The organism is Sphingomonas sp. NIBR02145 (genome assembly GCF_027359115.1).
Lineage (GTDB): Bacteria > Pseudomonadota > Alphaproteobacteria > Sphingomonadales > Sphingomonadaceae > Sphingomonas > Sphingomonas kyeonggiensis_A.
This window is the reverse complement of the sequence record NZ_CP114791.1, coordinates 261,207-281,501: the sequence shown is the minus strand read 5'-3', so window position 1 is coordinate 281,501 and position 20,295 is coordinate 261,207. Positions and strand designations below refer to the sequence as shown.

The window sequence follows — 20,295 nt, the reverse complement described above, 5'->3', positions numbered from 1 at the left end:
ATCGCTCCGTCTCAATACATCGCCGTCATCGCCACGCCCGCGGCAATCACCACCACGCCGGCGATCTGGCGCAGGCTCAGCTTCTCGCGGAACAGCCGGTGGCCCGCAGCGGCGGCGATCGGCATCTCGATCACCCCCAGCGCCCGTACCGCCGCCGCGGGTGCCAGGTTCAGCGCCAGGAACCAGCCAGACGAGGCCAGCGCGCCGAACAGCCCCGCCCCAAGCGACTGGCGCCAGCCCTTCGCCACCGCGACCAGCGCGGCACGGTCGCGAATGGCGAGGTAGAGGCCCAGCCCGCCCGCCTGCACCGCCTGGACGATCGCGACGCATGCCATCGCCGAGAACCAGGGATGATGCGGCTCGAGCCGGAGCCCGGCATGGCGGAAGGCGTTGAGCGCGAAGCCGAACAACAGGCCCGAGATCACGCCATAGGTGATGCCCAGCACCGGGTGATGGGCGCCTTCGATCTTCTTCGGCCAGACCAGCAGGGCCAGACCCAGCGTCGTCACGGCAACGCCCACCCAGCCGAGCGTGGAGAGGTTGTCGCCGAACACGATCAGCCCGACCGTGGCCGCCAGCGGGACCGAGCTCTGCTGGAGCGCGGTGCCCACTGCGAAGCCGGCATGATGCATGGCGAGCAGCAGCGCGGCGGTGGCGATCACCTGTGCCGCCGCGCCGGTGAGCGCCGGCCACCAGAATTCCCAGCCGAATTGCGGATCGAGATGCGGGCTGAGTGCGAACGCGATCGCGGTGAAGACCAGCGAGAAAGGCAGGCCGAACAGGAAGCGCACCAGCGTCGCACCCCAGGGGCCGGTGTTCGACACCATGCCCCGCTGGAGCGCATTGCGGCCCACCTGAAATCCCGCCGCCGCCACCGTCGCCACTGCCCAGAGCACGCATTTACTCCCGATCGATACCCGAGCCGCGCTTAGGCAGACCCGCGCGAGCCATCAATCCCGCTAATGGCTCCTCCCAGAAATGGTGGTTTGTGCGGTTCCCGGCTCATGGATCATTTCATGCGGCGCAAACCAAGGAGCCCCGGATGAAGTCGATCCACCTCGCCGCCCTCGCCCTGCTCACCACTGCCGCCACCCAGCAGCAGGACGACCCGCTCACCCGCCCGATCGCGCCCGAGGCCGCCGCCAAGTGGATCGGACCGCAGGCGCCGATCCGCGTCCATGGCAAAACCTATCTGGTCGGGTTCGCGGGGATGAACGTCGCGCTGATCGACACCGGCAAGGGGCTGATCCTGATCGACGGCGCGGTGCCGCAGTCGGTCCGCTCGGTCGAGGCGAACCTCAGGAAGCTCGGCTTCCGGATCGAGGACGTGAAGCTGATACTCAGCACCGAGCCGCATTTCGACCATGCCGGCGGCCTCGCCGCGCTGGCCCGCGACAGCGGCGCGACCGTGCTGGCGGGAGCCTGGGCGGTAACCGCGCTCAAGCAGGGCATGAGCACGCCGGACGATCCCCAGGCCGCCTGGCTCGTCCCCTTCCCCGCCGTCTCGCGCGTGCGCGCGGTCAAGGATGGCGAGGTGGTCCGGCTGGGCAATGTCGCCGTCACCGCCCGCGCCACGCCGGGGCATACCCCGGGCAGCATGAGCTGGACCTGGCGCAGCTGCGAAGGCGGTGCATGCAGGACGATAGTGTTCGCCTCGAGCATCAATCCGGTCGCGGCGAACGGCTATCGGTTCACGAAGCACCCCGAGGTCGTCGCCAGCTTCCGCGCCTCCCACGCGAAATTCCGAGCCATGCCCTGCGACATCATGTTCAGCGCCCATCCCGACAATTCGGGCGGGGTCGAGAAGTACGCGCGCTTTGCCAGGAGCGTGCGCCCCAACCCCTATCTCGATCCCGGCGCCTGCCGCACCTATGCCGCCCGCTCCGCAAAGGCATTGGCGGAGCGCCTCGCCGACGAGAAGGCGGGCAAGGCCAAATGATCCGCCACGCGCTCGCGCTCTGGCTGCTCGGCGCGAGCGCACCCGGGTCACTGCTGCACGGGATCGGTGCCGAAGGCAGTGGACCTGCGCTTCTGCGACAGCGGGCACCAACCGGCTTTTGGAGGAAACATGTGTAGAGGCTGTGCAGGCGCTACCCGAAGCTGGCCTGGAACGCCGTCGGCATGAGGGACACATGCGCCTCCAGCGGCGGCCTGAGTTCGAACGCACGCGGCTCGCGAGCGAAGTTCCAGAGGCGAACGAGGCACCATGCATCGCGCCGATCCTGTGAGACCGCCAGCTCGTTGCGCGATATGTGAAAGGGCGTTCGATCCCAGCCGTTGGTCGTCTTCACCTCAATCAGGCGCTCTCGCCCGTCAGGCTCGAAGCTGGCGATATCATAGCCTGCCCCGTCCCCGTCGAGATCGGAGACCCAGCGTATTTGCCGCGCCAGGTCGGTGCGTCCGATTGACGTGAGTGCAGAGCGCTCATGCTCCAGAACCCGCTCTTCGCCTGCCCTGCCCAGTGCCCGATTGCGCGCGTCACGCTCCGCCACGTCGAAGCGGTGCGCAACCGCCTGCATCTTCTCCCACTCGTCCGGAGGTGGCGCGTTGCTAAGCGTGGGAGGTGGACCGATCCAGAGCGCGGGCGCCTCCCGAATAGCGCTGGACGCACCCGATCCAATCCTGGTCGCCGACGCCAGCCAATCGGGATGTCGCGCCAGCCACCGTGCCACGGCGTCGACCAGCGATGTCTGAAAATTGAAGGCGGGCTTGTAGCCGGGGATCCAAGCCTCACCCAAGCCTTTCAGTACCGCGCTAATGTTCTGATGCTTGTATTCGATCGCGCCACGCGGCCGATCGATACGCTGCTGCAACCGGCGATTATGTTCGGCCTTGTTGTACGGGCGGCCAGCCTCATTGTCCGCCAGCATCGCGAAATAGTCCGCGACGATCGCGTCATTCTGCGCGTCGGTCCAATCGCCAGGCCCCATCCAGCCTGGCTAGAATAAACCCCACGCTCTGTCACGCGAGCAGGTGGGGCTCCGCTATCGAAGCCCCACCCTTCTCACCTCACCAGATGCGCACCCGGTCCGCGGGCGCGACATACTGCTTCTGGTCGGGCGTGATCTTCCACGCTTCGTACCAGGCATCGACGTTGCGCAGCGGGTTCACCGCGCGGACCTGGCCCGGCGAGTGCGGGTCGCCGACCAGTTGCTGGCGCAGCGCTTCGGTGCGGAACAACGTGCGCCACACCTGGCCCCAGCCGAGGAAGAAGCGCTGGTCGCCGGTGAAGCCGTCGATCACCTTGGCCTTCTTGCCTCCCAGCGACTGGTGGTAGGCGTCGAGCGCGATCAGAACACCGCCGAGATCGCCGATATTCTCGCCCATCGAGGCGCGGCCGTTGATGTGCACGCCCGGCAGCCCCTCGAAGCTATAGGCCTCATATTGCGCGCCGAAGCGCACTGCCTGGGCTTCGAACTTGGCGGCGTCTTCCGGCGCCCACCAGTCGCGCAGCACGCCGTTGCCGTCGGACTTGCGGCCCTGGTCGTCGAAGCCGTGGCTGATCTCGTGCCCGATCACGCCGCCGATGCCGCCATAGTTGATCGCATCGTCCGCCTGCGGATCGAAGAACGGTGCCTGCAGGATCGCCGCGGGGAAGACGATCTCGTTCTTCACCGAGTTGTAATAGGCGTTCACGGTCTGCGGGGTCATGCCCCATTCGGCCTTGTCGACCGGCCCGCCCAGGCGCTTGCGGCGATAGTCCCATTCGAAGCGGCCGGAACGCTCGGCATTGCCGACCAGGTCGCCTGCTTTCACCTCGAACGCCGAATAATCACGCCATTTGTCGGGATAGCCGATCTTGACCGTGAATCCCTTCAGCTTCGCCTGCGCCTGCTCCTTGGTCGCCGGGCTCATCCAGGCGAGGTTGTTGATGCGACCGGCGAGCGCGACGCGCAGGTTCGCGACCAGCGTGTCCATCTTCGCCTTGGAAGCCGGCGGGAAATAGAGCGCGACATAGTCGCGGCCCACGCCCTCGCCGATTCCGCGCTCGGTGAACGCCACCGCGCGCTTCCAGCGCTCGCGCTGCTGGGGCTGACCGTTCATGAACTTGGAGCGGAACTCGAACTGCGCATCGACGAAGCGCTTCGAGAGCAGCGGCGAGATATCGTCGGTGGTGCGGAAAGCCTGCCAGGCCTTGAGCGTCTCCAGGTCGGTATCCGCGAACACCTTGGCGATCGCCGGGATCGCGGTGTTCTGCGCGACGATCACGCGATCGGCGCTGGACAGGCCCGCGCCGACCCAGAAGGCATCCCAGTCGAATCCCGGCGCCTGCACCTTCAACTCTGCCGGAGTCACCGGATTATAGGTCTTGTCGCGGTCGCGGCTCTGCACGCGCGTCCAGTGCGCCTTGGCGATGCTGGTCTCCAGCGCGACCACCTTGTCGGCCGCCGCCTCTGCATCGGCCCATCCTGCCATGCCGAGCATCTGCGCGACATATTGCTTGTAGCGCGCAACCTGCGGCGCGAACTTGGCGTCGAGATAGAGGTCGCGGTCGCCCAGGCCCAGGCCCGACTGGCGCAGGTAGAGCGCATAGACGTCCGGGTTCTTGGCATCGTCGCTCACGCCCGCGCCGAAGAAGCTGGCCCCGAAGCCGCCGAGCGTGCGGCCCATCAGCCCGCTCATCTCGCCCTTGGACGCAACCGCGCGGATCGCGCCCAGGCGCTCGGTGAGCGGCTGCGCGTCGAGCTTCTCGGCCAGCGCTTCGTCCATGAAGCCGCTATAGAGGATCGCTGCCTTCATCCGGTCCGGATGCGCGCTGTCGGTGGCGCTGTAGCCCGAGATCAGGCTGCGCAGGCGCACTTCGGACAGGTCGCGCAGCACCGCGAAGGCGCCGAAGGACGAACGGTCGGCCGGGATCTGGGTGCGGTCGTTCCAGGCACCGTTGACGAACCGATACCAGTCGTCGCCCGGCTTCACGTTCTTGTCCATGCCGGTCAGGTCGAAGCCCCAGGCGCCATAGCGCGTGGCCCCGCCGTCAGCGGCGGCACCCGCAGCAACGGGCGCGGCGGATTGCTGGCTGAAACCGATCGCAGGCACGGCAAGCGCGGCCATGGCCGATGCGAGCAGCAGATATTTCTTCAATGGAGGTCCCCCGAATTGAGACGTTTAGGCGCGTCTGGGGGCAAGTTGTCACGGCGTGAGGGGCTGCGCAATATCCTTACGCGAAGCCGCAACACTCCGAAACACGGACAAACCAAAAAGCCCGCCGGTCACAGGGACCAACGGGCTTATAATGGTGGGCGCGGTAGGGATTGAACCTACGACCCCACCCGTGTGAAGGGTGTGCTCTACCACTGAGCTACGCGCCCATTGGCCAGGTCCGAAAACCCTTGCGGCCGAAATGGGAAGCGGGCCTTTAGGCGGCACAGCCCCAGCTGTCCAGCCCCCAAACCCGCTTTTGTGCAGTCTTAGTTGACTGCGTCCTTGAGGCCCTTGCCCGCCTTGAACTTGGGCTGGTTCGACGCCTTGATGGTCATCGGCTCGCGCGTACGCGGGTTGCGGCCCGTCGACGCCTTGCGCTTGCTGACCGAGAAGGTGCCAAAGCCGACCAGGCGAACCTCATCGCCCTTCTTGAGCGCGGCCTGGATGGCATCGAACACGGCCTCTACAGCCTTGCTCGCATCGCCCTTACCAAGGCCCGAGGTATCGGCGACCTGTCCGATCAGCTCTTGCTTGTTCATTTCGTGACTTTCCCCCTCATGAAATTCGCACAAATACGTGAGTCGCGGCGGCAGGCCGAGCTATCACGTCAGCACGCCGCCGCCCGGACTGTCAAAACGTTTCGGCCCGCTTTTCCCTCGAAGTGACGAAAAGGTTACGGTCAGCGAACGGCTGGGGTTGCCCTGCATCAATGATGCAGGGGGTCCCCCATTCCGGTGGGAGCAGCCGGTGGCTGGGTGGCCAGTTCATCGGCTTCGGTCCAGTCGATCGGCGTAAGCGGCTCGGTGAGCGCCAGGCGCAGCACCTCGTCGACATGCTTGACCGGCACGATCTCCAGCCCGTCACGGATGTTCTGCGGAATCTCGGCGAGGTCCTTCTGGTTCTCGTCAGGGATCAGCACCGTCTTGATGCCCCCCCGCAGCGCCGCGAGCAGCTTTTCCTTGAGACCGCCGATCGGCAGTACGCGACCGCGCAGCGTGACCTCGCCCGTCATCGCGATGTCCTTGCGCACCGACACGCCGGTGAGCGTCGAGACAATCGCGGTGACCAGGCCGATGCCGGCGGACGGACCGTCCTTCGGCACCGCGCCTTCCGGCAGGTGGACATGGATGTCCTTGCGCTGGAGCAGGCTCGGCTTGATCCCATAGACCGGGCTGCGCGCCTTGACGAAGCTGAATGCGGCCTCGACCGATTCCTTCATCACGTCGCCCAGCTTGCCGGTCGTCTTGATCGCACCCTTGCCGGGCACGGTGACACTCTCGATGGTCAGCAGTTCGCCGCCCACCTCGGTCCAGGCCAGGCCGGTAACCGCACCGATCTGGTTCTCTTCCTCGCCCATATCGTGACGATACTTCTGCACCCCGGCGAACTCGTGGAGGTTCTCCGGCGTGATCGTCACGCTCTCGGCCTTGCCTTCCAGGATCTTGCGCAGGGCCTTGCGGGCGAGCTTGGCGATCTCCCGCTCCAGCGTACGCACGCCCGCCTCGCGGGTGTACTGCTGGATCAGCTTGCGCAGGCCTTCAGGCGTGAGGGTGAACTCACCTTCCTTTAGCCCATGCGCCTCGATCTGCTTCTCGATGAGGTGCCGCTCGGCAATCTCGACCTTCTCGTCCTCGGTATAACCTTCAAGGCGGATGATCTCCATGCGGTCGAGCAGCGGCTGCGGCAGGTTCAGCGAGTTCGCGGTGCACACGAACATCACGTCCGAAAGATCGATGTCGATCTCCAGATAGTGATCGTTGAACTTGTTGTTCTGCTCCGGATCGAGGACCTCGAGCAGCGCCGAGGCGGGATCGCCGCGGAAATCCTGGCCAAGCTTGTCGATCTCGTCGAGCAGGAACAGCGGGTTCGACGTACCGGCCTTCTTCAGGTTGGTGACGATCTTGCCCGGCAGCGAGCCGATATAAGTGCGGCGGTGGCCACGGATCTCGGCCTCGTCGCGCACGCCGCCCAGCGACTGACGGATGAACTCGCGCCCGGTCGCCTTGGCGATGCTCTTGCCCAGCGAGGTCTTGCCGACGCCCGGCGGGCCGACGAGGCACAGGATCGGCCCCTTCAGCTTGTTGGTGCGCGCCTGGACCGCGAGATACTCGACGATCCGGTCCTTGACCTTCTCGAGCGCATAATGGTCCTCGTCAAGCACGCCCTGCGCCTCGGCGATGTCCTTCTTGAGCTTCGACTTCTTGCCCCAGGGCAGGCCCAGCAGCACGTCGAGATAGTTGCGCACCACCGTCGCCTCGGCACTCATCGGCGCCATGGTCTTGAGCTTCTTGAGCTCCGACTGGGCCTTGGTGCGCGCTTCCTTCGACAGCTTGAGAGTTGCGATCTTCTGCGTCAGCTCGGCGACTTCGTCGCCATCGCCTTCCTCGCCCTCATTGCCCAACTCGCGCTGGATCGCCTTGAGCTGTTCGTTGAGGTAATATTCGCGCTGCGTCTTCTCCATCTGGCGCTTCACGCGGCTGCGGATCTTCTTCTCGACCTGCAGCACGCCGAGCTCGCCTTCCATGAAGGCGAACACCATCTCGAGGCGCTTCATCGGATTGGTCTCGACCAGCAGCGACTGCTTGTCGGAAACCTTGACGGCAATGTTGGCGGCAACCGCGTCGGCCAGGCGCGAGGCGTCCTCCAGCTCACCGAGCTGCACGGCGGTCTCGGCCGGCAGCTTGCGGTTGAGCTTGGCGTAGTTCTCGAACTGGTCGACGACCGAACGCATCAGTGCCTGGATCTCGCTACCTTCGACGGCATCGTCGTCGATCGGCGCGACCTCGGCGGTCAGGAAGGCGCCGCCTTCCTGCATGGTAACGAGCGAGCCGCGCTCCTTGCCGGCGACGAGCACGCGCACGGTGCCGTCGGGCAGCTTGAGCAGCTGGAGGACTTCGGCGGAGACGCCGGTATCGTACAGGTCTTCGCGGCCGGGATCATCCTCTGCCGGATCGAGCTGGGCGACGAGGAAGATCTCCTTGTCGTCGGCCATCGCTGCCTCGAGCGCGGCGACCGACTTGTCGCGGCCCACGAACAGCGGCACGATCATGTGCGGGAAGACGACAATGTCCCGAAGGGGAAGAACGGGGTAGGACTGCTTCATGAATACTCCTGAGCCCGTACAGGGCTCCTATCCTCCATTATATGGTGGCCGCGGAGCCCGCATCAATCGGCGAACGCTCTTAGGATGCGGAGTGTTGCTTCCCATTGCGGCACGGGCAAGCATTTTTCCTGCCCCCGACCTGGCCGAACAGGCGATCGAAGCACTGGGCGGACGAAAATTATTGAGCCGCGTCAGGGTGTTAAAGTGGGATGGCCGAGCAACCATCTACACTGGCATGCGGGACAATCCTGTGGAAATCGCGGTCGAGACGAGAGTTACTCCCTTTGGCCAGGCGATTTCCCGTAGCTGGTTGCCCCTGCACGGCTCCTGGACTGCCAGGACGATGACGGTCGAACCGAGCGGCGGGTTCGTGGAACAGGCCGGAAAGCGGACTCCCCTGCCCGCTCCCCAGGCGCTGCACGAGCTGCAGCAATTCGGCATCTACGGCTATCTGCTTCTCGTCGGCGCACGATTGAGCGCCGAAGGTAACGATGTGATCGCACAGAGAGAGGGATTCCCCGATATCCGCTTCACGCTGGGCGCCGACGGCCGCCCTGCTACAGGCACCTATCAGGTCGAGTCTCCCGACGGAGGCCCGACGATCGAAGAGAAGCTGATCTTCGAGGGTCGCGTGCGCTCTCCAAGCAGGATCGCGTGGCCTGCCCGCATCCAGGTGCTGCAAAAAGCATTTGATTTTGATCTCCGGATCGACGCCTTTGACGTCGAACTCGCCTGAAGGAGGCTCTCATCCGTACGTCCCTGTTCCTCGCCGCCTCCACCCTGGCGCTTGTCACCACTTCCGCGGGCGCGCAGACGATCAAGCCCGGCGAGCCGCCGATCACCCCGACCACGCAGGAATCGGGCGGCCCGATAAGCCCGGAACGCGCCGCGCTGCACCTCGACCATGCCGATCTCGCAATCGAGGTGTTTCCCGACAAGCAGCGCATCGAAGGTACCGGCACGCTGACCATCACCAGCGCGATTGCCCAGAAGGCGCTGCAGATCGATCTCGACAAGAACCTGCCGGTCAGCGCGGTGAGCGTGGACGGCAAGGCGCTGACCGCCGCGGACTGGCGCAATCCGGAAGGGCGGCTCACCGTCACCCTGCCCCACTCGCTCAAGGCCGGCGGCAAGGCGGTGGTGAAGATCACCTATGGCGGCACGCCGCACGTCGCCGTGCGCGCGCCCTGGGATGACGGCATGGTCTGGGCGAAGACGCCGGGGGCGGACCGCCAGCCCTGGATCGCAAGCACCGCCGAAGGCTATGGCTGCGACCTGTTCTGGCCCTGCCTCGATTTCCCGCGCGGCGAGCCGGACACGGTCGACCTGCACATCACGGTGCCCAAGGGGCTGAAGGCCGCCGGCAACGGCAAGCTGGTGAAGGTGGACGAGCTTGCCGATGGCCGCTCGACCTGGAACTGGTCCGCGCGCAGCCCCAATCCCTATTCGGTGACACTGCAGATCGCGCCCTACAAGCTGCTCCAGGCGGACTATAAGAGCCGCTTCGGCAATACGATCCCGATGCAATATTGGTATCTTCCGGGCCGCGACGAGAAGGCCAAGAAGCTGTTCGACGAGTTCGCGCCGTCGCTCGACTTCTATGAGAGCGTGATCGGCCCCTATCCCTGGGGTGACGAGAAAGTGGGCGTCGCCGAGACCCCGCATCTCGGCATGGAGCACCAGACGATCAACGCCTACGGCAACAACTACAAGCAATACCCGTCGGGCTTTGACGAGATCTTCCAGCACGAGCTCGGCCATGAATGGTTCGGCAACCAGATGTCGGCCGGCAATTGGGACGATTACTGGCTGCACGAGGGCTTCGCCCAGTACATGCAGCCGCTCTATGGCCGCTGGCGCGAGGGCGAGGCGCGCTATGCGATCATGATGGAGGATTTCCGCCTCTCGATCACCAACCACGCGCCGATCGTCTCGGGCCAGATCCGCACCGAGGAGCAGGTCTATGAAGAGGAGAATGGCGGACCGGGCCAGGACATCTACGTCAAGGGCGCCTGGATCCTCCACACGCTGCGCAACCTGATCGGCGACGACAAGTTCCTCGATGCCACGCGCCTGCTCGTCTATGGCCGGACCGATCCCAAGCCCGGCAATTTCAAGCCGCGCTTCGCGACTACACCCGAGTTCATCGGCTATGTGAAACAGGTGACCGGCCAGGACCTGCAATGGTTCTTCGACGTCTATCTCTACCAGGCCCAACTGCCGAAGCTGGTCGAGCAGCGCCAGGGCGATAGCTTGACGCTCAAGTGGGAAGTGCAGAACAACAAGCCCTTCCCGCTGCCGGTGGAAGTGTCGATCGACGGCAAGGTGAAGAAGGTCGAGATGCCGGGCGGCACCGCGACGCTGACCGTGCCCGCCGGGGCGCATGTCATCGTCGATCCGGATTCGCGCATCCTCAAATATTCGGCCGCGGTCGATGCGTTTCAGCGCTACGCCTATCGGAGGTGATCGATGATCGGACTGGTCCATCCCGAGCCCACCAGTGTCTATGCGGTCGCCATCCTGTCCGGCAGCCTGCTCGTCTGGATCGTGATGCTGCTGATTGCGAAGGCCAGGCGCGGTCCAGCGGGCAGCGAGGTCACCAGCGAACGCGATTCGGGCTCGATGCTGGGCGTAGCGGTACAGGGGCTCGCCTTTTTCGCGGTGGGATTTGGTCCGCTCAAGCTGATCCTCGGGGCGCCGGACGGCCCCGCGATCGCCGAAGTGATCGCGGTATTGCTGCTTGCCGGCGCCGTGCTGGCGCTGTTCTTCGCCTCCTCGCGGGCGATGGGCCGCAACTGGGCGATCGTCGCGCGCACCCGCGACGATCACCAACTCGTGACCTGGGGGCCCTTCGCGGTGATCCGCAACCCGATCTACGTCGCGCTGTTCGCCTGGATCCTCGTCATGGCGCTGGCGCTCGGCCATTGGCGCGGCCTGCTGATCGCGATGCCGCTCTACTGGATCGGGACCTGGATGCGCGTGCGGCGCGAAGAAGCGCTTCTCCGCGCACAGTTCGGCGCCGACTATGACGCCTATGCCGCGCGCGTGAAGCGCTTCGTACCCGGGCTCCTCTGAGCCCGGGGAAGGTTACTCCTCGATCAGCCCGCCATCGGGCCGCAGCACCTTGGCCAGTACGAAGCCGAAGGCGATTTGCCAGGGCACATAGATCTTGAGCAATTGGAGCCAGTCGCCGGGGAAGCCTTGGTTTGCCGTAACGGTCGTCATGTAGAGATAGACGACCAGCGCGCCGAGGCCAGCAAGCAACGCAGTGCCGAACACCGCGAAGATTGCCGTGGCGATCCCCGGCCGGCCAAGTCCGCTGCCCAGCACGAACAGCAGCGCCAACCCGGAGCCGACACCGCCGCCGATCAGGCCGAACCGCATCGGATCGGTCGACAGGCTGACCTGGTTCGCCAATTGGGCGGCCGCCCAATGTGCGAAGGTGAGCCCGACGATCAGCACGGCGATCTTCATCACCAGCTTGTGGCCTCGCCCGGCCCAGACGAGGGGCAAGGTAAGCAACGGCGTGATCCACACCGCTCCGTTGGCGACATTCGCCAAGGTGAGCACGCACAACGCCGCTATGAAGAACAGATGGCCAAGGACGAGCCATTTGAAAGCCGTGCCCGCAGCGGAATCGAGCGCAAGATTGAACGACGAATGATACTCGCGGGGGTCTTCGTCCGCGAGGATTGCAGCATCAGACATAGGACAACTCCTTTATCCGGCTAATACAGCGAGGGTGCGCCTCATCTTGAGTCGCGTCAACAAAAGTCGATCTTGCAGCGCAGCGAAGATCGGGCGACATTCCAGCGCGTTGGAGCCGGCATTTCGGGGGGAAGCGTGGCGGACGAGAAGCTCTGGAATAGCGACCTTGCGCCCACCGGGCCGGAACAGCGCAACTGGGCCTGGTATCACTATGCCGCGCTGTGGATCGGGATGATCGTCGCGGTGCCGGCATGGATGCTCGCAGCCGGGCTCGTCGAGCAAGGCATGTCCGCAGTCCAGGCCGCGCTGACGGTATTGCTCGGCAATGTTGTCGTCCTCATTCCGATGCTGCTGATCGGCCATGCCGGCGCCCGCTACGGCATTCCCTATGCGGTGCTGGTCCGCGCATCGTTCGGCACCGCCGGCGCGCGGCTTCCTGCCCTTGCCCGCGCTCTGGTCGCCTGCGGTTGGTACGGCATCCAGACCTGGATCGGTGGCGAAGCACTGCTCACCCTGCTCGGCGTGGCACTCGGCAGCGACCTTCGCGGCGCTCAGCTACCGCTGCTCGGCATCGGAATCGGCCAGCTGATCGCCTTCCTTGCCTTCTGGTCATTCCAGCTTTTCTTCGTGCGCAAGGGTCTGCTGACCATCCGTCGGCTCGAGACCTGGACGGCACCGGTGAAGATCCTGGTCTGCATCGCTCTGGTCTGGTGGGCCGTGGACGCCGCAGGCGGGCTAGGCCCGATCTTCAACGCACCGTCGGCCTTTGCTCCCGGCGGTGCGAGGCAGGGCCAGTTCTGGACGGTGTTCTGGCCTGCACTCACCGCAATGGTCGGCTATTGGGCAACGCTGGCGCTCAACATTCCGGACTTCACCCGTTTCGCCCGCTCCCAGCGCGACCAGTTGATCGGCCAGTCGATCGGCCTGCCGCCGATGATGGGCCTGATCGCGCTCGCCAGCGTCATCACCACCAGCGCGACCGTGACCATCTATGGCGAAGCGATCTGGGATCCGGTCGCGCTCGCCGGCCGATTCGAGGGGCCCTTGGTGCTGCTCGGCCTCCTGGTGATCAGCATCGACACGATCTCGTGCAACATCGCCGCGAACCTTGTCTCCGCTTCCTACGACTTCTCATCGGTCTGGCCGTCGAAGGTGAACTACCGCGCTGGCGGCATGATCACCGCGACCATTGCGATCCTGATGATGCCCTGGAAGCTCCTTGCCTCCAGCGGCGGCTACATCTTCGTCTGGCTCACCGGCTATTCGGCGCTGCTCGGCCCGATCGCCGGCATCCTCATCGCCGACTATTGGCTGATCCGGCGCACCGAGCTGTTGGTCCCGGATCTCTACCGCACCGACGGCGCCTATCGCTATCGCGGCGGCTGGAACCCGGCGGCATTGATCGCCTTTGCGGCCGGCCTGCTGCCCAACCTGCCCGGTTTCCTGGCCACCGCCGTGCCTTCGATCTTCTCGGCAGGGGCGCTGTGGATGGCGATCTATACCTGGGCCTGGTTCATCGGCCTGGCGATCGCCTTGGTGGTCTACACCCTGTTGATGCGGAAGCAGAGATGAACAGCTGGAGAAAGGGTCGCGGCGCATTGGGCGCACTCGCGCCGCTGATCGGCAGCTGGACCGCACGGCCGGGCGGCCCCGAACCCGCGAGTCAGGCCAATTGCAGCCGCCGCTTCGAGCGAATCTGGAATGGCGCCTTTATCCGGCTCGACGCGCAGTGGAGCGGCATGGGCTGTGAGGAGATGGCGCTGTTCGGCAAGGACAGTGACGGCACCCTTGCCTTCTGGTCGTTCACTTCGGACGGCAAGCGATCACAGGGCAAGCTCGCCGACGCCAGCGATATCCATCCGGAAGCCATCGCCTTCGAAGCGGAGATGCCGGCCGGGCTGGCGCGCTTTGCATATTGGCCCGGCTTGGGGGAGGGATTCGACTTTGCGGTGGAGAGCCGCACGAAACGCGGGTGGAATCGCTTCCTTCTCCACCATTATCACGCCAACTAGGCCCGCCGCCCGAGCCGCATCAGCCAGGCGAGGAAAAACGCCAGACAGGCCTGCCAGGGCAGATGCACGCACTCGAACCAGAAGACGAAGCGCGAGGACTTGAGTTCATATTCGAGCGCATTGGTCAGCTGCAGCCCCTCGGCCATGCCCAATGCCCCCAAGACCGTCAGCGCCGAGATCCCGAACAGGATGATCGCCCGGCTGGCGGCGGTGAACGGCGCCAGGCGCAGCGGCACCAGCAGCACCAGCGCCAGCACGCCGCCGGCAAGGCCACCCACCGCCCCGGTGCCCAGGTCGCGCACCCAGGTCTGGGTGCCCGGCTCGAACGAGTAACTCAGCATCGCATGCCGCCACGCGAGATAGTTGGCCGCGACATGCGCGCAAGTCAGCACCACGGAAAAATAGACCACCCTTCGCACCCAGCCGCGCTGCCGGGCGCTGGCGAACAGATAGGGCATGCCGAACAACGGCGTGAGATACAGGCTGGGCCCGATCACCGGCGCCAGCACGTCCTTGGGATCGGGATAGAGCAGCACCGCGACCGCCAGCGCCACCGCATAGGCCACCGCACCGACCAGCAGCCAGACAAAGGCATGCCAGAAACGAACATTGCGGCGCCGGGCATGCGCGTCCGTGCTGGTCAAAGCGTGCCCCCGATCGCCATCGGGCCGCATGATGGCGCATCGCACAAAGAGTACAAGTTCCCCGGCGAAAGCCGGGGCCCAGGGTTTCTCCGCCGGCTCGCTTGTGACCCTGGGCCCCGGCTTTCGCCGGGGAACGGGAGGGGCAAATAGCAGAAGGCCCTCCCCGCTCTCGCGGAAAGGGCCTTCCAAATTCCAGCCGGAGCTAGCGTGCTACGCTCAGCCCGCCTTTTCCTTCTTGGCATAGACGCGGACCGGCTCCTTGGTGCCGGCGACCACGTCCTTGTCGACCACGACTTCGTCCACCCCGTCCATCGACGGCAGGTCGAACATCGTGTCGAGCAGAATGCCCTCCAGGATCGAGCGGAGGCCGCGTGCGCCGGTCTTGCGCTCGATCGCCTTCTTCGAGACGGCGGTAAGCGCGTCGTCGTTGAAGCCGAGCTTCACGCCCTCCATGTCGAACAGCTTCTGGTACTGCTTGACCAGCGCGTTCTTCGGCTCGGTGAGGATCTTGATCAGCGCCTCGACATCGAGGTCCTCGAGCGTCGCGATGACCGGCAGACGGCCGACGAACTCGGGGATCAGGCCGAACTTGAGGAGATCCTCCGGCTCGACCTGCTTGAGCATCTCGCCCGTGCGGCGCTCATCCGGCGAGGCGACATGCGCGCCGAAGCCGATCGACTTGCCCTGCAGGCGATCGCCGATGATCTTCTCGAGACCCGAAAAGGCACCGCCGCAGATGAACAGGATGTTGGTCGTGTCCACCTGCAGGAATTCCTGCTGCGGGTGCTTGCGGCCGCCCTGCGGCGGAACCGAAGCCGTGGTGCCTTCCATCAGCTTGAGCAGTGCCTGCTGCACGCCCTCGCCCGACACGTCGCGCGTGATCGAGGGGTTCTCGGCCTTGCGGCTGATCTTGTCGATCTCGTCGATGTAGACGATGCCGCGCTGCGCCCGCTCGACATTATAGTCGGAAGCCTGGAGCAGCTTGAGGATGATGTTCTCCACGTCCTCGCCGACATAGCCGGCTTCGGTGAGCGTGGTGGCATCCGCCATGGTGAAGGGCACGTCGAGGATGCGCGCCAGCGTCTGGGCCAGCAGCGTCTTGCCGCAGCCCGTCGGGCCGACGAGCAGGATGTTCGACTTGGAAAGCTCGACGTCCGCGCCCTTGGCGCCGTGGTTCAGCCGCTTGTAGTGGTTGTGCACCGCCACCGACAGCACGCGCTTGGCGCGCTTCTGGCCGATCACATAGTCATCGAGGACGTCGCAGATCTCCTGCGGCGTCGGAACCCCGCCGTCCTTCTTGCTGACGAGCGCGGACTTGGTCTCTTCCCGAATGATATCGTTACAGAGCTCCACGCACTCGTCGCAGATGAACACGGTGGGTCCTGCGATGAGCTTGCGCACTTCGTGCTGCGACTTGCCGCAGAACGAGCAATAGAGCGTGCTCTTCGAGTCTCCGCCGCTAAGCTTGGTCATTCAATTCCATCCTTCGTGCGTCGCGCGCACGTTACGCCACCCGCTATCCTACACGCGGGAGATTATCCGGCAAACTGGAATCTGGCTATTACGCCAGACTCCTTAAGTACCTACTGACGGATCAGGCTGCCGGAGCCTCACCATCCGTCGGCATCGGACGCTTCTCGTAAACCTCGTCGACCAGGCCGAAAGCCTTGGCCTCGTCGGCCTCGAGGAAGGTGTCACGGTCCATCGCACGCTCGATCTCATCGAGCGACTTGCCCGTGTACTTCACGTACAGGTCATTCATCCGGCGCTTGATGCGCAGGATTTCCTTGGCCTGGATCTCGATGTCCGACGCCATGCCCTGCGCACCGCCCGAGGGCTGGTGGATCATGATGCGGGCATTGGTCAGCGCCACGCGCAGGCCCGGCTCACCGGCTGCGAGCAGGAACGAGCCCATCGACGCTGCCTGGCCGATGCAGACCGTGCCGACGCGCGGACGGATATACTGCATGGTGTCGTGGATCGCCATGCCGGCGGTCACCACGCCACCCGGCGAGTTGATGTACATCCAGATGTCCTTCTTCGGGTTCTCGGACTCGAGGAAGAGCAGCTGGGCAGTGATGAGCGAGGCCATATGGTCCTCGACCGGGCCGGTCACGAAAACGATTCGCTCGCGCAGCAGGCGCGAATAGATGTCGAAGCTGCGCTCGCCGCGGCTCGACTGCTCGATGACGATGGGAACGAGACCGCCGGTAACGGGGTCGATGGTCATCTGACCGGAAAGCGGATGCATGGGTGAATGTCTCATTATGTCTGTTTGCCCGCTGCAACATCGGCGCTTGACGAGCGGAGTTCAAGCCTTGGTTATGGTTAGTCTGTGACAAGCGGGTCCGGCACCGGCCAGGGGAGACACGGCATCAGCGGAGACGAAGCAGGAAGCGCGCGCATGACGACGCGTGACGTGGCGACCTGGCTGGTGATGGCGGGGTTGGCGATCCGCCTCGCCTGGCTGGTGCTGGTGCGCGGCCTGCTCGCGCCGTTCGACCTGGGCGAGGCAAGCAGCGCGGTCACCGCCCTTGCGCGCACCGGCACGCTCGCCGACGCCTTCGGACCGGGCACCGGCCCGACCGCGCATCTGATGCCCACGACAATCGTCGGCGCCGCCGCGGTGGAGCATGTGTTCGGCGATTCGGCGGCGGCCAGCCTGATCCTCAGCCTGTGGACGCTCGCCCTGCTCGGCGCGACCTGGCTGCTTGCCCGGAAGCTGTTCGAACGGGCCGGCTGGCAGCCTGCCGCGCTGATCGGCGGGCTTGCGCTGCTCTGCCTGGTGCCCGGCCATATCGTGCAGGAAGCGGCGGACTTCCGTGTCTGGGAAGGCGGGCTCGCCACCCTGCTCGCGCTCGCCAATCTCTGGCTGATCGTCACACTGGACCCGCGCGAGACGATCGCGGGCCAGCCGCTGCTGGTTGGCGCCGCGCTGTCAGCCGCGACCTTCTTCGTCAGCCCCACCACCGGGCTCGCCGTCGATGCCTGCTGGGCGTGGCTCGCGCTGCGCCGCCTGCCCTTCCCACGCGCCCTCGCGTTCGCCGCCACCGCCGCAGCGGCACTGGCGCTGGTCCTCGCGCCCTGGGTGCTGCGCAACGCGCAGGTGATGGGTAGCCCGATCCTGCTGCGCGACAATGTCGGGCTGGAAATGGCGCTCGCCAATTATCCCGGCGCGCTCGATCCCGCCGATCCGCTCGCCGAATCGCAGGCGCGGATGCAGGCGATCCACCCCAACGACAATGAAGCGACCCAGGCGCGGCTGCGCGCCGCCGGCGGGGAAGTCGCCTATTCGCGCGCGCTTGCCCGGGAAACCGGCGCCTGGATTCGCGCCAACCCGCTCGACTTCGCCCGACTGGCGCTGCGGCACTATCGCCAATTCTACTTCCCCGATCGCTGGCAGGGCGCGCTGACCAACTGGGAGGCATTTCCCACGCTGCGGATCGACATGATCCGACTGGTCGCCGCGCTGGGCCTGGCCGGCCTGCTCGGCGGCCTGATCCGGCGCCGGCGCTTCCACGGGCTGTTCGCGCTCTACATCGCGCTCGCCGGCCTGCCCTATGCGCTGGTCCAGCCCGTGCCCCGATACGCCTATGCCGTCTGGCCGCTGCTCGCCTTTCTTGCCGCCGGTCTGCTCGTCGGAATCTTCGCCCGCTTGCAGGCGCGCGGGCGCATACCCATGATGGCGCAATGACGACGCACACGATCCTGGTCACCGGCGGCTCCGGCTTTGTGGGCAGCCATGTCATCCTCCAGCTGCTGGCGGCGGGGCACAATGTCCGCACCACCGTCCGCAACCTCGCCCGCGAGCCGCAGGTCCGCGCCACGCTCGAAAAGGCAGGCGCCGATACCAGCCGCCTCAGCTTCTTCGCCGCCGATCTGGAGAAGGACGAAGGCTGGGCCGAGGCCGTGGCCGGCTGCGACTATGTCCAGCACGTCGCCTCGCCCTTTCCGCAGAGCCAGCCCGAAGACGAGCAGGAGCTGATCCGCCCGGCGGTGGATGGCACCCTCCATGTCCTGCGCGCAGCCCATGCGGCGGGCGTGAAGCGCGTCGTCGTCACCTCCAGCTTCGCCGCGATCGGCTATGGCCATGGCAACCGCTCCGGTGACTATAGCGAAGCGGACTGGACCGATGTGAACGGCCCCGCCGTCCAGCCCTATATGAAATCCAAGACGCTCGCCGAGCGCGCCGCCTGGGACTTCGTCGCGGCCGAGGGCAAGGGGCTGGAGCTGGCGGTGGTCAATCCGGTCGGCATCTTCGGCCCGGCGCTGAACGACGATCTCTCGACCTCGATCTGGCTGGTGAAGTCGATGATCGAGGGCAAGATGCCCGGCCTGCCCGACCTGTGGTTCGGCGTCGTCGATGTCCGCGACGTCGCGAGCCTGCAGATCGAGGCGATGACCCATGCCGATGCTTCGGGCGAGCGCTTCCTCGCAGTCGCCGGACCGGCGATGTCGATTCCGCAGATGGCGGATGTGCTGCGCGCCAACCTAGGCCCTGCCGGTGCCCGCATCACCCGCCGCCGCGTGCCGAGCTGGCTGGTGCGGATCATGGCGATCTTCAACCCGATGGCCCGCGAGGCGGCACCCCGCCTCGGCATCCAGTCCAACGCCAGCAACGCCAAGGCGCGCAAGCTGCTCGGCTGGCAGCCTCGGAGCAACGAGGAGGCGATCCTCGCATCCGCGAAGAGCCTGATCGAGCTGGGGTTGATCCAGTAACCGTCATCCCGGCGAAAGCCGGGATGACGGATCTTATTTCAGCGGCCCGGGCTGCGCCAGATATGCCAGCCGCCGCATCTCGCGCCGCCCCCGCACCACCGTATCGAGAATCAGCCCGGTAAACAGGTTGAGGAACGCCAGGATCATCAGCCCCGTCGCGAGGATCGCAGTCGGGAAACGCGGTACCAGCCCGGTCTCGAACCAGGTGAAAGCGAGCGGAATGCTCATCCCGATCGCCAGCAGCGCGAACAGCGCGGCGATCCAGCCGAAGAACAGCATCGGCCGCTCGATCCGGTAGAGCACCGCGATCGTCTTCAGGATGCGCCAGCCGTCGCGATAGGTGTTGAGCTTCGATTCGGAACCTTCGAGCCGGGCGAAATAGCGGGTCTCGACCTCACCGACGGGCATCTTCAGCTCGAGCGCATGCACGCTGATCTCGGTCTCGATCTCGAAGCCGGCGGAGAGCACCGGGAAGCTCTTCACGAAGCGGCGCGAGAAGACGCGGTAGCCCGAGAAGATATCGGTAAAGCTGCGACCGAACAGGCTGGCGAGGATGCCGGTCATCATCCGGTTGCCCAGCACGTGCCCGCGGCGATACGCCTCCGCCGCCTCGTGGACGCGGGTGCCGACGATCATGTCGAGCCCCTCTTCCGCCACGCGCGCGACCATCGCTGCAGCCGAGGCCGGGTCATAGGTCGCATCGCCATCGGCCATCACATAGATGTCGGCATCGACATCGGCGAACATCCGGCGGACGACATTGCCCTTGCCCTGCATCCGCTCGCTGCGCACCACCGCGCCCGCCGCCCGCGCGACGTCGATCGTCCGGTCGCGGCTGTTGTTGTCATAGACGTAGATGGTCGCCTCCGGCAGCGCCTTGCGGAACCCCTCGATCGTCTGGGCGATCGCGGCTTCTTCATTGTAGCAGGGCAGGAGAACGGCGACTTTGGGCATGGTCATGCGCCAG

18 protein-coding genes and 1 tRNA gene are annotated in these 20,295 nt (G+C 65.6%); 8 read left to right on the top strand and 11 right to left on the bottom strand.

Annotation, left to right across the window (positions count from 1 at the left end):
- Window positions 1-11: 11 nt before the first annotated feature.
- Complete coding sequence (locus O3305_RS01300) at window positions 12-896, bottom strand: EamA family transporter (protein ID WP_269574823.1); 885 nt, start codon at window positions 894-896, stop codon at window positions 12-14.
- 146 nt (window positions 897-1,042) lie between these two features.
- Here O3305_RS01300 and bla point away from each other — a divergent pair, with 146 nt between their 5' ends.
- Window positions 1,043-1,939 (top strand): subclass B3 metallo-beta-lactamase, encoded by an 897-nt coding sequence (bla, locus tag O3305_RS01295; protein WP_269574822.1) that lies wholly within the window; start codon window positions 1,043-1,045, stop codon window positions 1,937-1,939.
- Window positions 1,940-2,090: 151 nt separating this feature from the next.
- Here the strand turns inward: bla and O3305_RS01290 are convergent, their stop codons facing one another.
- The 5 genes from O3305_RS01290 to lon form a co-directional block, all read right to left on the bottom strand.
- Window positions 2,091-2,930 (bottom strand): protein NO VEIN domain-containing protein, encoded by an 840-nt coding sequence (locus tag O3305_RS01290; RefSeq protein WP_269574821.1) that lies wholly within the window; start codon window positions 2,928-2,930, stop codon window positions 2,091-2,093.
- A 79-nt stretch (window positions 2,931-3,009) separates the two neighbouring features.
- On the bottom strand, window positions 3,010-5,082 hold the full coding sequence (locus O3305_RS01285) for a M13 family metallopeptidase (RefSeq protein ID WP_269574820.1): 2,073 nt from the start codon (window positions 5,080-5,082) through the stop codon (window positions 3,010-3,012).
- A gap of 152 nt (window positions 5,083-5,234) precedes the next feature.
- Window positions 5,235-5,309, bottom strand: a tRNA-Val gene (locus tag O3305_RS01280).
- Window positions 5,310-5,408: 99 nt separating this feature from the next.
- Window positions 5,409-5,681 (bottom strand): HU family DNA-binding protein, encoded by a 273-nt coding sequence (locus O3305_RS01275; RefSeq protein WP_086129015.1) that lies wholly within the window; start codon window positions 5,679-5,681, stop codon window positions 5,409-5,411.
- Between the two features lie 167 nt (window positions 5,682-5,848).
- Window positions 5,849-8,245: an endopeptidase La gene (lon, locus tag O3305_RS01270; protein WP_269574819.1), complete on the bottom strand. Its 2,397-nt coding sequence runs from the start codon at window positions 8,243-8,245 to the stop codon at window positions 5,849-5,851.
- Between the two features lie 91 nt (window positions 8,246-8,336).
- On the opposite strand from lon, the gene O3305_RS01265 reads away from it, so the two are divergent.
- Genes O3305_RS01265 through O3305_RS01255 form a run of 3 tightly spaced genes read left to right on the top strand, consistent with a single transcriptional unit; the run spans window position 8,337 to window position 11,320 of the window.
- Complete coding sequence (locus tag O3305_RS01265; RefSeq protein ID WP_269574818.1) at window positions 8,337-8,981, top strand: hypothetical protein; 645 nt, start codon at window positions 8,337-8,339, stop codon at window positions 8,979-8,981.
- A gap of 11 nt (window positions 8,982-8,992) precedes the next feature.
- Window positions 8,993-10,711 (top strand): M1 family metallopeptidase, encoded by a 1,719-nt coding sequence (locus O3305_RS01260; protein WP_502958213.1) that lies wholly within the window; start codon window positions 8,993-8,995, stop codon window positions 10,709-10,711.
- Between the two features lie 3 nt (window positions 10,712-10,714).
- Window positions 10,715-11,320, top strand: a complete 606-nt coding sequence (locus O3305_RS01255; protein ID WP_269574817.1) for a methyltransferase family protein — start codon at window positions 10,715-10,717, stop codon at window positions 11,318-11,320.
- A 12-nt stretch (window positions 11,321-11,332) separates the two neighbouring features.
- Here O3305_RS01255 and O3305_RS01250 read toward each other — a convergent pair whose 3' ends face one another.
- Window positions 11,333-11,953, bottom strand: coding sequence for a hypothetical protein (locus O3305_RS01250; protein WP_269574816.1), 621 nt, complete (start codon window positions 11,951-11,953; stop codon window positions 11,333-11,335).
- Between the two features lie 135 nt (window positions 11,954-12,088).
- On the opposite strand from O3305_RS01250, the gene O3305_RS01245 reads away from it, so the two are divergent.
- Window positions 12,089-13,525, top strand: coding sequence for an NCS1 family nucleobase:cation symporter-1 (locus O3305_RS01245; RefSeq protein ID WP_269574815.1), 1,437 nt, complete (start codon window positions 12,089-12,091; stop codon window positions 13,523-13,525).
- Window positions 13,522-13,965, top strand: a complete 444-nt coding sequence (locus O3305_RS01240; protein ID WP_269574814.1) for a hypothetical protein — start codon at window positions 13,522-13,524, stop codon at window positions 13,963-13,965. The genes O3305_RS01245 and O3305_RS01240 overlap by 4 nt, the downstream gene beginning before the upstream one ends.
- Here the strand turns inward: O3305_RS01240 and O3305_RS01235 are convergent.
- From O3305_RS01235 to O3305_RS01225, 3 genes are all read right to left on the bottom strand, one after another.
- Window positions 13,962-14,609, bottom strand: a complete 648-nt coding sequence (locus tag O3305_RS01235; protein WP_269574813.1) for a hypothetical protein — start codon at window positions 14,607-14,609, stop codon at window positions 13,962-13,964. The two genes, O3305_RS01240 and O3305_RS01235, sit on opposite strands and share 4 nt — an antisense overlap.
- A gap of 216 nt (window positions 14,610-14,825) precedes the next feature.
- Entirely contained in the window at window positions 14,826-16,082 is a 1,257-nt protein-coding gene (gene clpX, locus O3305_RS01230) for an ATP-dependent Clp protease ATP-binding subunit ClpX (RefSeq protein WP_184167662.1), read from the bottom strand.
- Between the two features lie 121 nt (window positions 16,083-16,203).
- Entirely contained in the window at window positions 16,204-16,839 is a 636-nt protein-coding gene (locus O3305_RS01225; protein WP_184167666.1) for an ATP-dependent Clp protease proteolytic subunit, read from the bottom strand.
- A gap of 174 nt (window positions 16,840-17,013) precedes the next feature.
- Between O3305_RS01225 and O3305_RS01220 the strand changes: the two genes are divergently transcribed.
- Both O3305_RS01220 and O3305_RS01215 read left to right on the top strand, forming a co-directional pair.
- Window positions 17,014-18,303, top strand: coding sequence for a hypothetical protein (locus O3305_RS01220; protein ID WP_269574812.1), 1,290 nt, complete (start codon window positions 17,014-17,016; stop codon window positions 18,301-18,303).
- The gene (locus tag O3305_RS01215) at window positions 18,300-19,328 is read left to right on the top strand and encodes an SDR family oxidoreductase (protein WP_269574811.1); all 1,029 of its coding nucleotides are present in this window, start codon (window positions 18,300-18,302) and stop codon (window positions 19,326-19,328) included. The genes O3305_RS01220 and O3305_RS01215 overlap by 4 nt, the downstream gene beginning before the upstream one ends.
- A gap of 33 nt (window positions 19,329-19,361) precedes the next feature.
- Here the strand turns inward: O3305_RS01215 and O3305_RS01210 are convergent, their stop codons facing one another.
- Window positions 19,362-20,288 (bottom strand): glycosyltransferase family 2 protein, encoded by a 927-nt coding sequence (locus O3305_RS01210; protein ID WP_269574810.1) that lies wholly within the window; start codon window positions 20,286-20,288, stop codon window positions 19,362-19,364.
- Between the last annotated feature and the right edge of the window lie 7 nt (window positions 20,289-20,295).